General features: G+C 74.3%; 11 protein-coding genes. 7 read left to right on the forward strand and 4 right to left on the reverse strand.

The genetic code is table 11. The features are described 5' to 3' along the window. Window positions 1-70: 70 nt before the first annotated feature. The 4 genes from AC24FB_RS05805 to AC24FB_RS05820 form a co-directional block, all read right to left on the reverse strand. Entirely contained in the window at window positions 71-1,351 is a 1,281-nt protein-coding gene (locus tag AC24FB_RS05805) for an MFS transporter (RefSeq protein ID WP_425714449.1), read from the reverse strand. Beyond that, window positions 1,348-2,289, reverse strand: a complete 942-nt coding sequence (locus AC24FB_RS05810) for a hypothetical protein (protein ID WP_425714448.1) — start codon at window positions 2,287-2,289, stop codon at window positions 1,348-1,350. The genes AC24FB_RS05805 and AC24FB_RS05810 overlap by 4 nt, the downstream gene beginning before the upstream one ends. Further along, a complete protein-coding gene (locus AC24FB_RS05815) occupies window positions 2,286-3,203 on the reverse strand; it encodes a DUF3027 domain-containing protein (RefSeq protein ID WP_425714447.1) in 918 nt (305 codons plus the stop codon). The genes AC24FB_RS05810 and AC24FB_RS05815 overlap by 4 nt, the downstream gene beginning before the upstream one ends. 135 nt (window positions 3,204-3,338) lie before the next feature. Then, window positions 3,339-3,713 carry a cold-shock protein gene (locus tag AC24FB_RS05820; RefSeq protein WP_425714446.1) on the reverse strand — a complete coding sequence of 125 codons (375 nt, stop codon included), beginning with the start codon at window positions 3,711-3,713 and terminating at the stop codon, window positions 3,339-3,341. A gap of 326 nt (window positions 3,714-4,039) precedes the next feature. Between AC24FB_RS05820 and AC24FB_RS05825 the strand changes: the two genes are divergently transcribed. The 7 genes from AC24FB_RS05825 to AC24FB_RS05855 all read left to right on the forward strand — a co-directional run bounded on the left by AC24FB_RS05825 (window position 4,040) and on the right by AC24FB_RS05855 (window position 13,900). Next, window positions 4,040-6,034 carry a TPM domain-containing protein gene (locus tag AC24FB_RS05825; RefSeq protein WP_425714445.1) on the forward strand — a complete coding sequence of 665 codons (1,995 nt, stop codon included), beginning with the start codon at window positions 4,040-4,042 and terminating at the stop codon, window positions 6,032-6,034. A gap of 145 nt (window positions 6,035-6,179) precedes the next feature. Beyond that, the gene (locus tag AC24FB_RS05830) at window positions 6,180-6,998 is read left to right on the forward strand and encodes a PspA/IM30 family protein (RefSeq protein ID WP_425714444.1); all 819 of its coding nucleotides are present in this window, start codon (window positions 6,180-6,182) and stop codon (window positions 6,996-6,998) included. A gap of 303 nt (window positions 6,999-7,301) precedes the next feature. Next, window positions 7,302-8,483, forward strand: a complete 1,182-nt coding sequence (locus tag AC24FB_RS05835) for an ABC transporter substrate-binding protein (RefSeq protein WP_425714443.1) — start codon at window positions 7,302-7,304, stop codon at window positions 8,481-8,483. A gap of 64 nt (window positions 8,484-8,547) precedes the next feature. Next, the gene (locus AC24FB_RS05840; protein ID WP_425714442.1) at window positions 8,548-9,405 is read left to right on the forward strand and encodes a branched-chain amino acid ABC transporter permease; all 858 of its coding nucleotides are present in this window, start codon (window positions 8,548-8,550) and stop codon (window positions 9,403-9,405) included. Beyond that, window positions 9,392-11,203: a branched-chain amino acid ABC transporter ATP-binding protein/permease gene (locus tag AC24FB_RS05845; RefSeq protein ID WP_425714441.1), complete on the forward strand. Its 1,812-nt coding sequence runs from the start codon at window positions 9,392-9,394 to the stop codon at window positions 11,201-11,203. The genes AC24FB_RS05840 and AC24FB_RS05845 overlap by 14 nt, the downstream gene beginning before the upstream one ends. Continuing rightward, entirely contained in the window at window positions 11,200-11,958 is a 759-nt protein-coding gene (locus AC24FB_RS05850) for an ABC transporter ATP-binding protein (RefSeq protein ID WP_425714440.1), read from the forward strand. The genes AC24FB_RS05845 and AC24FB_RS05850 overlap by 4 nt, the downstream gene beginning before the upstream one ends. A 475-nt stretch (window positions 11,959-12,433) precedes the next feature. Continuing rightward, complete coding sequence (locus AC24FB_RS05855; RefSeq protein WP_425714439.1) at window positions 12,434-13,900, forward strand: dicarboxylate/amino acid:cation symporter; 1,467 nt, start codon at window positions 12,434-12,436, stop codon at window positions 13,898-13,900. Window positions 13,901-13,938 lie beyond the last annotated feature (38 nt).

Here is a 13,938-nt window from a genome sequence, read left to right on the forward strand (position 1 = left end):
CGAGATTGCGGTTGGTGCTCGCCGAGATTGCGGTTGGGGCCCCAACCGCAATCTCGATGAGCTCGCCCGCTCACTCGTCGAGGCGGGTGGGGGTCGAGCCGTCGGGGTTGAGGCCCGCAGCCCGCCGCGTCGACCGGCTAGCGTGCACGGAGTAGCGCGGCAGCCACCGCCGCTGCACCGCGATGGACACCGCCGCCACCCCCGACGTCACCCACACGGCCACGGCCAGAGAACCCAGCGCCGGCCCCGCGGCGAGCACGAGCGGGCTCGCCGCCGCGCCGAGGTCGCCCTGCAGCCGCCACGCGGCGAGGAACTGGGCCTGGCCCTCGCGAGGGGCCGCGTCTGAGCCGATCGTCATGAGGATCCCCGAGGTCAGCCCGTTGCCGATGCCGAGCGCGAGGCCGGCCGCACCCAGCTCGGCGGCCGAGTCCGTCAGCGGGATGCTCGCGAGCGCGAGGCCCATGATCGCCATCCCGGGCACGCCCACCCACAGCCTCCCGAACCGGTCCATCACCTGCCCCGAGGGGTAGAAGAGCAGCATGTCCATCCCCGCGGCGACGCCGAAGATCACCGAGGTCGTGGCACCGTCGAGCCCGATGTGCTCCGCCCAGATCGGCAGCACCGTCTGCCGCGCGCCCCGCACCGCCGCGACCGTCACGGCCACGGCGCCCAGGCGCGCGAGCACGGCACGGTGCCGGCGGACCACCGAGCGCATCGTCGGCCGACCTGCCGTCCGCGCCATCACCGCGGGACGGTCGGCCTCGGACCCGCCGGCGAGCAGGACGACCGCCACCGCGAGCAGCGACGTCACCACGCCGACGGCGAACGCCCACCTCGTCGAGGCCGCAAGGAGCACGGCCGCACCGACGAACGGCCCGACGAACAGCCCGGCGCGGAAGACCCCGGCGATCGTCGACAGGACGCGCGCACGGCGTTGCGGCGCCGTCGTGCTCGTGAGGTACGCGTGACGCGCGATCGCGAACACGGACTGCGCACCACCGAGCAGGAGCGCCGCCACGCCGAGCGCCACGACCGATCCGGCGACCACCCCGAGGACGAAGCCGACGACGGCGACAAGACCCGCCGCGACCATCGCCCACCGGTCCCCCACCCGCGAGGTGAGGCCGCCCGCCGGCAGGTCCGCGAGGATCTGACCGACCGGGACGAGCGCGGCCAGGAGGCTCGCGACGCCGAGCGAGGCGCCGAGGTCCGTGGCCCGCGTGACGATGACCGGAAGGGCGGCGCCGATGCCGACCTCGAGGAGGAAGGTCGGCACCATCGCGCCGAGGACGACCGACCGGAACGGGAACATCGGCCCGTCCGCGGCCGGTGGCGCGGAGGAGGGGCTCACCGCGGGATGTCGTCGACCATGACGGCGATGTCCTCCGCCGTGTACAGCGCGTTGATCTGTGCGTCGTTGGCGCCGCCGTACCCGTTCGACTCGAACAGGCCGGTCTGCCAGGGCCGCTCGATCTCGCGGAAGTCCCGCGGCCGGTTGTGGACCTGGCGGACGCGGGTCCCGGTGCGCAGGGAGTGCCAGTGCAGCCAGATGTCGTCCGCCTTGGGGCAGCGCTCGGTGAAGGTCGTGCCCGACTCCCTCAGTGCCTCGAGCATGGCGGGCGGGTGGAGGACGCCCGAGACGCCGGTGGCGAAGTGCCGGTGCGAGGCCTGGGTCGAGCGCACCGGGTGCCACGTGAGGTACGGGGTGAGGATCTTCCCCTGCAGCCGGACGCGGTGGGCGCGCATCGCCACGACGTCGCCGGGGTGCTGGGTGTGCACGCCCCAGATCTGCTCGAGCCACCGGTAGGGGTAGATGACGTCGTCGTCCGCGGTGACGAGCGGGAGGTCGTGGTGCTCCCGGCTCGCGACGTACGGGTAGTACTTCTTGTGCGGCCCGTAGTTCTCGCACGGGAGGACCTCGACGCCGCGGGCCATGAGGCGGCGCAGGGTCTGCGGCGGGTCCTCGAGGACCTCGGGCTCGTCGACCCAGAGGATGAGGCGGGAGGGCCGCACCGAGCCGCGGGCGATCGACTCGAGCGCGAGGTAGGCCGTGCGGCGCAGGCGCTTGCCGTAGCTCGTCATCGACACGACGGCGGGGATCGTGCCGACCGCCGGCTCGTCCCGGTCGAGCACGTTGCGCACGCCGAGGCGGATCTCGTGCCCGGTCGCCGTCCAGCGGTGCCGGATGAAGCCGCCGGCCCAGCCGGCGACGTTCTTCAGCGCCAGCTTCTGGCGCTCCTGCTCCTGGGCCTCCCAGTCCGGAGCATCCCCCTGCTGCGGATCGGTCACGTCGGGTCCGACACCTCGGGCCCGTCCTGCGGGGCCGGATCGTCCCCGGTGGCCGGCTCCTCGGCCCCCGCCGGCTTCTCGACCGACGACTTGCCGGACGCCTCGTCCGTCTCCTCGACCTCCGCCGGCTCCTCGGGCACGGGGTTGAGCGGCGGGAGGACGATGAGGTCGGCCTCGTCGCGCACGGGCGGGGTCGCGTCCCACAGCGGGGCGGGCTCGGGCGCGCGGGTCTCGGAGTGGGCGCCGCACCCGTGGTCGAGGGCGACCACCCGGCCGTCGTCGGGCGACCACTCGTTCGCGCACACGCCGAACATCGTCCGCGCGGTGCCGGCGAGCTGCATGAAGAACCCGCACGACGAGCAGGGGCCCGCCGCGTTCTTCGCCACCGGCGCGTCGGGGCCGGCAGCCCCCTCGTACCACCGCTGCATGGCCTCGGCGCGGCCACGGGGCGAGAGCACCCGGGCGCGCGCGAGGCCGAGGTCCTCGGCGACCTGCCGCTCGGCGTCGTCCTCCTCGCCCGTGAACTCGTACCCCTGGACGAGCCGGTCGTCCTCGGCCACGTAGGGCAGGACGTCGTTCGTGCCGAGGTCGCCGGGGCGCAGGCGGTCGGCCCACGGCACCCACGCCGGGGCCAGCAGGGCGCCGTCTCCGGGGACGAGCTCGACCTCGCTCACGCTCGGGGTCCGGCCGCGCGGTACGCGGGCGACGGTCACCGCCCAGCGCCACCCCTGGTAGCCGGGGACCTGCGAGGCGAAGTAGTGCGTGCCGACCCGGTCGGCGTGGAGCTCGAAGCCCGTGTGGTCGCCGACGTGACCGCCGATGGCGACATCCTCGGCGGCAGAGCGGGCCACCTCGACGGCCCCGGACAGGACCTGATCCTTCGAGGGGGCACGGGCGGTGCGGGCTGCAGACACCCGGACAGTCTAGGCGTGACGCCGCGGGCAGGCGGCCCCGGGGTCGGCCGTGGGGGCGCCGCCGCGCATGCGGTCGGTCACCCGCGCGGGGGGCTCAGCCGTCGAGACGGATGGCCCAGAGGTCGAGACGGGCGTTCAGGCGTCGAACTGGTCGGCCACCGCGCGGAGCATCGCCGCGAGCTTGGCCCCGTTGTCCGGGTAGCGCCCGCGGTTGAGCGAGCTCGAGGCGCGGTCGAGAGTCTTGATGAGGTCCTCGACGATGGTCGCCATGTCCTCGGCCGGCCGGCGGTGCGCCTTGGCGACCGACGGCGGGGCCTCGAGCACGGTGACCGACAGGGCCTGCGGGCCGCGGCGGCCGTCCGCCACCCCGTAGTCGACGCGTGCCCCGGCGCGCGGGCTGGCACCGGCGGGCATGGCGGAGGCGTGCAGGAAGACCTCGGAACCGTCGTCCCCGGCGATGAAGCCGAACCCCTTGTCGGGGTCGTAGAACTTGACCTTGCCGGTGGGCACCGCGGAACCTCATTCGTCGATCGGGGCCGACGGCTGTCGGCGTGCGTGGGCGGGCCCGCCTCGGCCCGACCGGCACATGATACCCGCGGCCGCCGACACCCCGCCGTGCCTGGTCCGGCACCACACCGCCCGTCGTCGCGTGCCTCGGCCTACGTGGTCGCGCGTCGTCGTCCGTCCCGACGGACCGGGACCGGGCACGACGACGAGGGCCGGACCCGCCGGGGGCGGACCCCCGAGCGGCACCGACCGGGCAGGACGTGTCCGCCCGCGGCGGAAGGCGACGGACCCTCGTTGCGACGGCGGCCACATCACGCCAAGATCGTTGGGTGAGACCTGCCTCTCGTCGCCCCCGCCGCCTCGCCGCCCCGCTCGGTATCGCCGCGCTCGCGCTCGGCCCCGTCCTGCTGGCCGGACCGGCACTGGCGGCGGACCCGTCGAACCTGCCGGACGGCGTGCTCGACGAGGCCGACGTGCTGAGCGATGCCGAGGAGGCCGACCTCGAGGCGCTGTTCGACCAGATCGAGGCGGAGCACGACGTCCAGCCGTTCATCGTCTACGTCTCCGACTTCGGCGGGACGTCCGCGCCGCAGTGGGCCGAGGAGACCGCGCAGCTGTCCAACATGTCCGACGACGAGGTCCTCCTCGCGATCGCGGTCGACGAGTCCGCGTACGGGGTAGCCGTCGGCGAGAACGCACCGGTGTCCGACGGCGAGGTCCAGTCCGTCATCGACGGCGACGTGGCCGACCATTTCAACGCCGGGGAGTGGTCCGAGCTCGGCACCGCGTGGGGCGAGGGGCTCGGCGACGCGACGGGCGGCATCGGGATCGGTGGGTTCCTCATCGGCGGCGTCGCGGTCGTCGCCGTCGGGGCCGTCGGTTTCGCCGCGTGGCGCCGGAAGACCGGGAAGAGCGGCGCCAAGGACCCTCTCGAAGGGCTGCCCGAGAACCACCCGGCGCGACTCCCCCTGCCGGAGCTGCGGAAGGAGGCCGGGTCCGCGCTCGTCGGCGCCGACGACGCCGTGCGCTCCTCCGCCGCCGAGCTCGAGTTCGCCAAGGCCCAGTTCGGCCTGCGTCGCACGGACGAGTTCACCGAGGCGCTCGCCGCGGCGCAGAAGGCCGTCGACGAGGCCTTCCAGGCGCGGCGCACCCTCGACGACGAGCACCCGGAGTCCGAGGACGAGGAGCGCCGGCTGCTCCTGCGGATCCTCGACCGCAGCGAGGTGGTGCGCACGACGCTCAGCTCCCAGCAGGAGGAGTTCGAGCGGCTGCGCAACATCGAGTCCCGGGTCGAGGAGGTCCTCGAGGAGACCCGGACGCGTGCCGAGGAGGTGCGCGGCGAGGTCGAGAACTCCCGCATCCACCTGCGGGCGCTGACCGGCCGCTACCCGGCGTCCGCGCTCGCCTCCGTCAAGGACGACCCCGAGCAGGCCGAGCAGCTCCTCGACTCGGCGCTGCGCAGCGTGGACGAGGGGCTGGCCGCCGCCACCCGCAACCGGCGCGCCGCCGTCACCCACGCCCGCGTGGCCGAGGAGGCCGTCCACCAGGCCGCCGAGCTCGCGGACCGCGTGGCCGGCGCCGGCCAGCAGCTCGAGCACGCCTCGGCGAACCTCGCCAAGGCGATCGCGTCGATCTCCTCCGACGTCGAGGACGCCGACCGCCTCGCCCGCGACAACCCGGGCGTCCGCTCGGCCCGCGAGGAGGCGGTCGCCGCGATCGCCCAGGGCGAGGAGGCGCGTCAGGGCGGCGACCCGCTCGCCGCGCTCGACCGGCTCACCAGCGCCGAGACCGCGATCGACGAGGTCCTCGCCCCCATGCGCGAGCGCGCCGAGGTGGTGCGCCGCAACCGCTCGATCGCCGAGGGCCGGATCGAGGCGGCGGAGCGGCTGCACCGCTCGGTCGACCAGCTCATCAACACGCGGCGCGGCGCGGTGGGCCAGCACGCCCGCACGCAGGTCCGCGGCGCGGAGGACGAGATCCTGCGCGCCCGGTCCCTGCTCGACTCCTCCCCCGACGAGTCGATCCGCGCGGCCGGACGCGCCACGACGATGCTCCGCGAGGCGCAGCAGGACGTCGAGCGGGACCTCGCGTCCCTCCAGCTCGGCTCCGGCTACGGGGCCGGCAACCCGTACGGCCGCGGCTACCACCCGCGCCGGGGCGGGGTCGACGTCGGCTCCCTCGTCATCGGCGGCATCATCGGCGGGCTCCTCGGCGGGGGTGACGACCACCACGGCGGCTGGGGCGGCGGAGGCGGCTTCGGCGGAGGGTTCGGCGGCGGCGGCGGAGGCGGCTTCGGCGGCAGCAGCTTCGGCGGGCGCTTCTGACCGGCGTCGTCGACCGACCCCCGGCCGGGCCGTGACCGTCCCGGCCCCACGACCGGCCGGCACCAGCCGGCCCCGACAGACGGCGTCGCGAACGCGGCGCGGTAGGTACGACCGACAATCGCGACACCACCGACAGGGAGATCACATGGCTGAGAAGCAGAGCATCCTCGGGCGCATCGCCCAGCTGACGCGCGCGAACATCAACGCGCTGCTGGACCGCGCCGAGGACCCGCAGAAGATGCTGGACCAGATGGTGCGCGACTACACGAGCTCCATCAAGGAGGCCGAGGACGCCGTGGCCGTGACCATCGGCAACCTGCGCCTCGCCGAGCGCGACTACCAGGAGGACGTCCGCGACGCCCGCGACTGGGGCCAGAAGGCGCTCGCCGCCTCGAACAAGGCCGAGGAGCTGCGCACCTCCGGGGACGCCGCCGGCGCGTCGAAGTTCGACAACCTCGCCAAGATCGCGCTCAACAAGCAGATCACCGCCGAGGGCGAGGCCCAGTCCGCCAAGCCGATGATCGACTCGCAGAACGAGGTCGTCGAGAAGCTCAAGGCCGGGCTCGTGCAGATGCGCGGCAAGCTCGAGGAGCTCAAGGGCAAGCGCGACCAGCTCGTGGCCCGTCAGAAGTCGGCCGCCGCGCAGAAGCAGGTCCAGGGCGCGATCTCGTCGATCAACGTGCTCGACCCGACCAGCGAGATCTCCCGCTTCGAGGACCAGGTCCGCCGCGAGGAGGCCTACGTGGCCGGGCAGGCCGAGATCAACGCCGGCTCGATCGAGGACCAGTTCGCCGAGCTGGCCGACCACAGCAAGGACATGGAGATCGACGCCCGCCTCGCCGCGCTCAAGGCCGGTCGCTCGCCGCAGGCGATCACCGCCGACGCCGGGTCCGACTCCGGCGAGTACGTCCCCGGCGACGCCGCGACGAACGAGCCGCAGGCCGAGGACCGCACGGCCTACTGAGGCTCTGCCCGCCCGGACCCCGGCACGCAGGGGATCCGGCCGGCGACCACCCACGAGGCGCCCGTGACCGTCGAGGTCACGGGCGCCTCGTGGTCTCGGCACCTCGTCACGGTCCTCCAGCGCTACGCCGCCCCGACGCCCCGTCGTCTCACCTTCCGCAGTACCGGTTGTCCACCGTCCCCAAAGTTGTGACAATCGGGACGAAGGTGGCGCGCGGGACGCACAGCCGTCCGTCGGGCCGGCCCGCAGCGGAGCGGATCCGGCGGCCACAGGCATGCCGAGGCACAAGGAGTCCCCCGCACGATGACGTCCCGCACACGCAGCACGACCACGCTTCTCGCGCTCGCCGCCACCGCGGCGCTCACCCTGGCCGCCTGCTCCGGCGGTGACGACGACGGCGCGGAGGGCGACCCGATCCGGGTCGGTGCGGTCAGCTCCATCACCGGCCCCGCCCCGTTCCCCGAGGTGCCCGCCGCTGCCGAGGCCGTCTTCGAGCGCGTCAACGCCGAGGGCGGCATCGACGGCCGGATGATCGAGCTCGTCTCCGAGGACGACGGCGGAGACCCCGCGCAGGCGAGCCAGGCCGCGCGGCGCCTCGTCGACGAGAGCGGCGTCGTCGCCTTCGCCGGCTCCGCGAGCCTCGTCGAGTGCAGCGCGAACGCCGCGTTCTACGCGCAGCGGGACGTGGTGGCGATCTCCGGGACCGGGGTCGAGCCGTCGTGCTTCGAGTCGGCCAACATCGCGCCGGTCAACAACGGCACGATCCGCGGGTACGAGGCCCTGCTCCACTTCGCGTCGGAGGACCTCGGCCACGACCGCGTGTGCCCGGTCATCCAGGAGAGCGCCGGCCTCACGGAGCCCTACCTCGAGCTCATCGAGCGGTGGGAGGCGGACACCGGCTCCGAGGCCCCGCACGTCGACACCTCGGTGGTCCTCGGCGACGACCCGACGCCGGCCATCCTCGCCGTGCGCGACGCGGGCTGCGAGGCGGTCGTCTTCAACTCCAACGAGCCGGTCGCGGTGGCCTTCATGAACGCCGTCGACCAGCAGGGCCTGCTCGACCAGATCGACTGGCTCACCCTCACCTCGGCCTACAGCGTGAGCGTCCAGGAGTCCCTCGCGGAGCAGGGCACGCTCGGCCTCTACGCGAACTCCGAGTTCCTGCCCTACACCGGGGACGCCCCGGGCCTCGAGGGCTGGCGCACCACGCTCACCGACGCCGACGTCCCGCTCACCTCGCTGTCGATGGGCGGCTACGTGGCCGCCGAGGTCCTCGTCGAGGTGCTCGAGGGCATCGACGGCGAGATCACCAACGAGTCGGTGACCGAGGCGTTCCGCGCGCTCGACGAGATCGAGCACCCGCTCATGGGCATGCCCTTCACCTTCGGCGACGCGACCGAGCACAACCCCAACCGCTCGAGCATGATGGTCCAGGCCACCGAGGAGGGCTGGGAGACCGTCAGCGACTGGGTGCGCCTCCCGTGACACCCGCGGCGCGGGGGGCCTCCTCGACCCGGGAGCCCTCGGCGACGGCGGCCAGGACCCGCTGATGCTCGACGGCGTCGTCTCCGGGCTCGTGTCCGGCTCCGCCTACGCGATCCTCGCGGTCTGCGTGGTGGTGCTGTACCGCCTGGTCGGCGTGCTCAACTTCGGGCAGGCCGCGCTCGGCGCCGTCGGCGCGTACCTCTGCTACGCACTGATCGGCTCGGGCGTGCCGCTCCCCCTCGCCGCGCTCGGCGGCCTCGCGGTCTCCGGCGTCGTGGCCGGGTTCGCCGGCTGGGTGATGGCCCGCTGGTTCGGCGAGCCGTCCGTCACCGTGCGGGCGGTCGTCACCGTGGTCCTCCTCGTCGTGCTCCTCACCGCCGGCTTCCGGATGTTCGGCGACTCGCCCCGGGTGATGCCGAGCCTCGTCCCGGACGTCATGTTCGACGTCGCCGGGGTGCGGGTCTCGCTCACCACCGTGGTCGCCCTCGTGCTCACCGTCGCGATCGCGGGCGCCCTCACCCTCCTGCTGCGCCACTCGCAGACCGGCCTGCGCCTCGAGGCCATGTCCGAGCGCCCGGTGACCGTCCAGCTGCTCGGGATCGACTCGCGCCGCCTCGCGGTGATCGTCTGGGCCACGACCGGCGTGCTCTCCACCCTCGCGCTCCTGCTCGTCGCCCCCACCCGCAACCCCACGTTCGAGTCGATGTCCTTCCTCGTGGTCCCGGCCCTGGCCGCCGCGCTGCTCGGCGCGTTCAGCCGCGTGTGGATCGCCGTGCTCGGGGGCCTCGCCGTCGGGGCGGTCGAGGGGGCCGGCTCCCGGATCGACGCGATCGCCGAGTACCGGGGCGCGATCCCGTTCCTCATCATCGCGGTGGCCCTCATGTGGCTGCGCAGGCGGGAGGTCTGGGATGCGCCTCGCTGACGTCCGCACGGTCGCCACCGCGCTCCTCGTCGTCGTGCTCGTGGTCCTCGGGCTCGTCCTGCCCGTCTACTGGGTCTACCTGCTGAGCACGGTGGCGATCACGGCGCTGGTCGCGCGCAGCATCGGCGTGCTGACGAACCGGACCGGCCTCATCACGCTGTGCCAGATGTCGTTCGCCGCGATCGGCGGCTGGGTGACCTCGTGGCTCGCGCTCGCCGTGCCCGACCTCCCGTTCCCGCTCCTCGTGCTCGCCGGGGGGCTCGTCGCGGCGCCGGTCGGCCTCGTCATCGGGCTGGCCACCGCCCGGATCCGCGGCGTCGAGCTGGCCGTCGTCACCCTCGGGTTCGCCACCGCGCTCGACCTCGTGCTGCGCCAGGGCAGCTTCCCCGGCGTCGGCTCGGGCACGCCGGTCCTGCCCGCCGACCCGTTCGGCGACCCGCGCTGGTTCTTCGCCCTGTGCTGGGTCCTCCTCGCGCTCGCGCAGCTCGGTCTCTCCGCGCTCGGCCGGTCGCGCCACGGGCTCGGCTGGTCGGCGGTCCGCGAGAGCGAACGCGCGGCGGCGGCCCTCGGCGTCCGGGTCGGCGGCGCGAAGGCGAGCGCGTTCATGTGGGCGGCCCTCATCGCCGGGCTCGCGGGCGGGCTGCTCGCCGGGCAGTACGGGCTGCTCACGCCGGCCGTGTTCTCGCCGATGACCTCGATGGTCCACCTCGTCACCGCGGTCCTGTGCGGTGCGGCGGTCCTCGGCGGCGCCGTCCTCGCGGGCGTGTTCTCGGTGTTCGTCCCCGAGCTCCTGCGCCGCGTCGGCCTCCCCCTCGACGCCGCCGACGCGCTCATGGCCCTCGGCGCCTTCGAGGTCCTGCGCCAGGGCAACGGCGGGATCATGGAGCAGGTGAGCGACCGCCTCGAGACGCGTGCCGTGCGCGGCAGGCGGCTGACCTGCGACCTCCCGGGGCCGACGACGCCGCGCCCCTCGACGTCGCCGACCACCGTGGCGGACGTGGCCGCGGCAGATGGACCCCTGACGGACGGTCCCCGCACGACGACGCCGCACCCCGCCACCTCGCCCATCCGGTCGGCGGACGCGACCGACCGGGGGCCCGCCCTCGAGGTGGCCGGCCTGACGGTGCGGCTCGGGGGCGCGACGATCCTCGACGACGTCTCCCTGCGCCTCGACCCGGCGGGCGTGCACGCGCTCATCGGCTCGAACGGCGCGGGCAAGTCGACCCTCGTCGACGCCGTCACCGGCTTCCTCCCCGCCTACGACGGCGAGGTGCGCCTCGGCGCGGCGCCCGTCGACGCCCTGTCCGCCCGGGCCCGCGCCCGGCTCGGTCTGCGCCGCACGTTCCAGCACGGGCACGCGATCGACGGCCTCACCGTCGGGCAGTACCTGCGGCTGGCCGGCGGGCGCGCGGGCGCGGACCGGGCCGCGCGGGTCACGGAGTTCCTCGGGCTGCCGGACGCCGACGTGCCGATCCGGCTGATGGACGCCGGGTCGCGCCGCATCCTCGAGATCGGCGGGGCGCTCGCCTCGGGCCCCCGCGTGCTCCTGCTCGACGAGCCCGCGGCCGGGCTCGGGGAGGCCGAGAGCCGCGCGCTGGCCGACCGGGTCCACCGCATCCCCGCCGAGCTCGGCTGCGCGACCCTCCTCATCGAGCACGACATGGAGTTCGTGCGGGCGGCGGCCACCCGCGCCACCGCGCTCGACGACGGGCACGTGATCGCGAGCGGACCCGTGGCGGACGTGCTCGACGACCCCCGCGTGGTGGCCGCCTACCTCGGGACGGAGGCGACGGCATGAGCGACGGGCTCGAGGTGGAGGCGCTGACCGTCCAGCGCGGCGACCTGACGATCTGCCGGGACGTCGACCTCGTCGTTCCCCGCGGCGAGATCACGGTGCTGCTCGGCGCGAACGGCGCCGGCAAGACCACGCTGCTCGACGGGATCGCCGGCATGCTCCCCGCCGCGTCCGGGACGGTCGCGCTCGGCGGGCGGCGGATCGACCGACTGGCCGTCCACCGCCGGGCGCGCGCCGGCCTCGGCTACGCCGAGCAGGGCCGCAGCGTGTTCTCCAGGCTCACGGTGGCGCAGAACCTCGTCGTCGTCGACCGGTCCGGGTCCGCCCTCGAGCGGGCCTTCGACCTCTTCCCGCGGCTCGCCGAACGGCGCGACGTGCGCGCCGGACTGCTCTCGGGCGGGGAGCAGCAGATGCTCGTCGTCGCCCGCGCGCTCGCGACCCGGCCGACCGTCCTCATGGTCGACGAGCTCTCCCTCGGCCTGGCGCCGCAGATGGTGCGCACCCTCGTCGACGCGCTGGTCGAGCTGGCGGCGTCCGGCGTCGGGATCCTGCTCGTCGAGCAGTTCGTCGAGATCGCGCTCGCCGTGGGGAGCATCGCCCACGTCATGCACCGCGGCCGGATCGTGCGGACCGACACCTGCGCGGCGCTGCTGGCGGAGCGCACCTCGGCGCTGTCGCCGTACTACCTCGGCGGAGCGGGCGGCAGCAGCGGCGGATCAGCCGGTGGCACGGCCACCCCTGCCGACGACGAGAACTGAGGCGCTCGCCTCATCGCCCGGCGCCCCGGCGGCTCCTCGCGGCCGCCTGGCACACCACGGTCCCGCACCGGACGCCCCGGGTTCGTCGTCGGGCAGAGCCCTGTCCACGATGCGGACGGTCCGTGCGGGTGGTTCCCGTCCGCCGTCGGGTGTGCTTGTATGTGAATCGTCAACTACCTGGTCCGCATCGCGGACCCGACCCGGGAGCATCGGTGGGCAACCTCTGGCACCTCACGGCGCGGCTCGACGTCGACCTCGGTCGGCGCTCGACGTGCTCGTGTCGGCCCGTGCCCGCGCGGCCGGTCCGTTGACCCGCCGCTCCCCCTCCCGCGCGGTACGTCGGCGCTGACCGCCAGGCCTGGGCCCACCCCGGCCGGCCCGAGGTCCCGGGTCCACCGGCACCTCTCCCATCGCGTCGCCCGCACGGGCGTGCGCAGGCGCGCCGTCGCGCCCCCTCCCCACGAAAGGCACCCCTGTGTCCACCCGCTCCACCACCGCGCCCGCGCGCCGCCTCCGGCTGCCGTCCTTCAGCGCGCAGATCGTCATCGGCCTCGTCGCCGGCATCCTCCTCGGCTGGCTCGCCCTCGAGCTCGGGACCGGTCCCGAGGACGAGCCCAACGCCCTGACGACCACGCTCGACACGATCGGCTCGACCTTCGTCGGACTCCTGCGCGCGATCGTCCCGCCGCTCGTGTTCCTCGCCATCGTCACCTCGATCGCCAACCTGCGGGGCATCGCCAACGGCGCCCGACTCGCCGCTCAGACGCTCATCTGGTTCGCGATCACCGCCCTCGTCTCGGTGCTCATCGGCATCGGCCTGGGCCTCGCGCTCCAGCCGGGCAGCAACGCCGGCGTCGACGCCCAGGATGCCTCCGCCCCCGGGCGTCAGGGCGGCTGGCTCGACTTCCTCACCGGCATCGTCCCGGCGAACTTCCTCGGGCTCGAGGTCAACGCCGGGCTCGAGACGGCGGCGGACGGGGCCGTGACCGGCGTCGGCGCGTCGCCGGGCTTCAACGTCCTGCAGATCATCGTCGTCTCCCTCGTCATCGGGATCGCCGCGCTCAAGGTGGGGCAGAAGGCCGAGCCGTTCCTCTCGGTGTCCGCCTCGCTGCTCGCGATCGTGCAGAAGGTCCTGTGGTGGGTCATCCGCCTCGCCCCGATCGGGACGGTCGGACTCATCGGCAACGCCATCGCGACCTACGGCTGGACCTCGATCGGGAGCCTGGGCACGTTCACGCTCGCGATCTACGTCGGCCTGCTGCTCGTGCTGCTCGTCGTCTACCCCGTCATCCTGCGCGCGCACGGCCTGTCCGTCCTGCGCTACTTCCGCGGCGCCTGGCCGGCGATCCAGCTGGCGTTCGTCTCGCGCTCGTCGATCGGCACCCTGCCCCTCACGCAGCGCGTGACCGAGCGGAATCTCGGCGTGCCGCGCGGCTACTCGTCGTTCGCCGTGCCGCTCGGCGCGACCACCAAGATGGACGGCTGCGCCGCGATCTACCCGGCGATCTCCGCGATCTTCGTGGCCCAGTTCTTCGGGCTCTCGCTCGGCCTGACGGACTACCTGCTCATCGCCTTCGTCTCCGTGGTCGGCTCGGCCGCGACCGCCGGCATGACGGGCGCGACCGTCATGCTCACCCTCACGCTGTCCACGCTCGGCCTGCCGCTCGAGGGCGTGGGCCTGCTCCTCGCCGTCGACCCGATCCTCGACATGGGGCGCACCGCGGTCAACGTGGCCGGTCAGGCGCTCGTGCCGGTCGTCGTGGCGCACCGCGAGGGCATCCTCGATCGCGAGCAGTACGACTCCGCCGACGCCGAGGACCTCTTCCGCGACGAGGACGAGGTGGCTGTGGGGGCCGGCGCCGACCGGGGAGCCGACGCCGGGTCCGCCACGGACGGCGACGGTCGGTCCACGGACCGCGAGCAGCCCGCACCGGTGCGCTGACCGGGCGCTCCTGACCGGCCGCCCGCCACGCGGCTGCC

The sequence above is a fragment of the Georgenia sp. Z1344 genome (assembly GCF_057652375.1).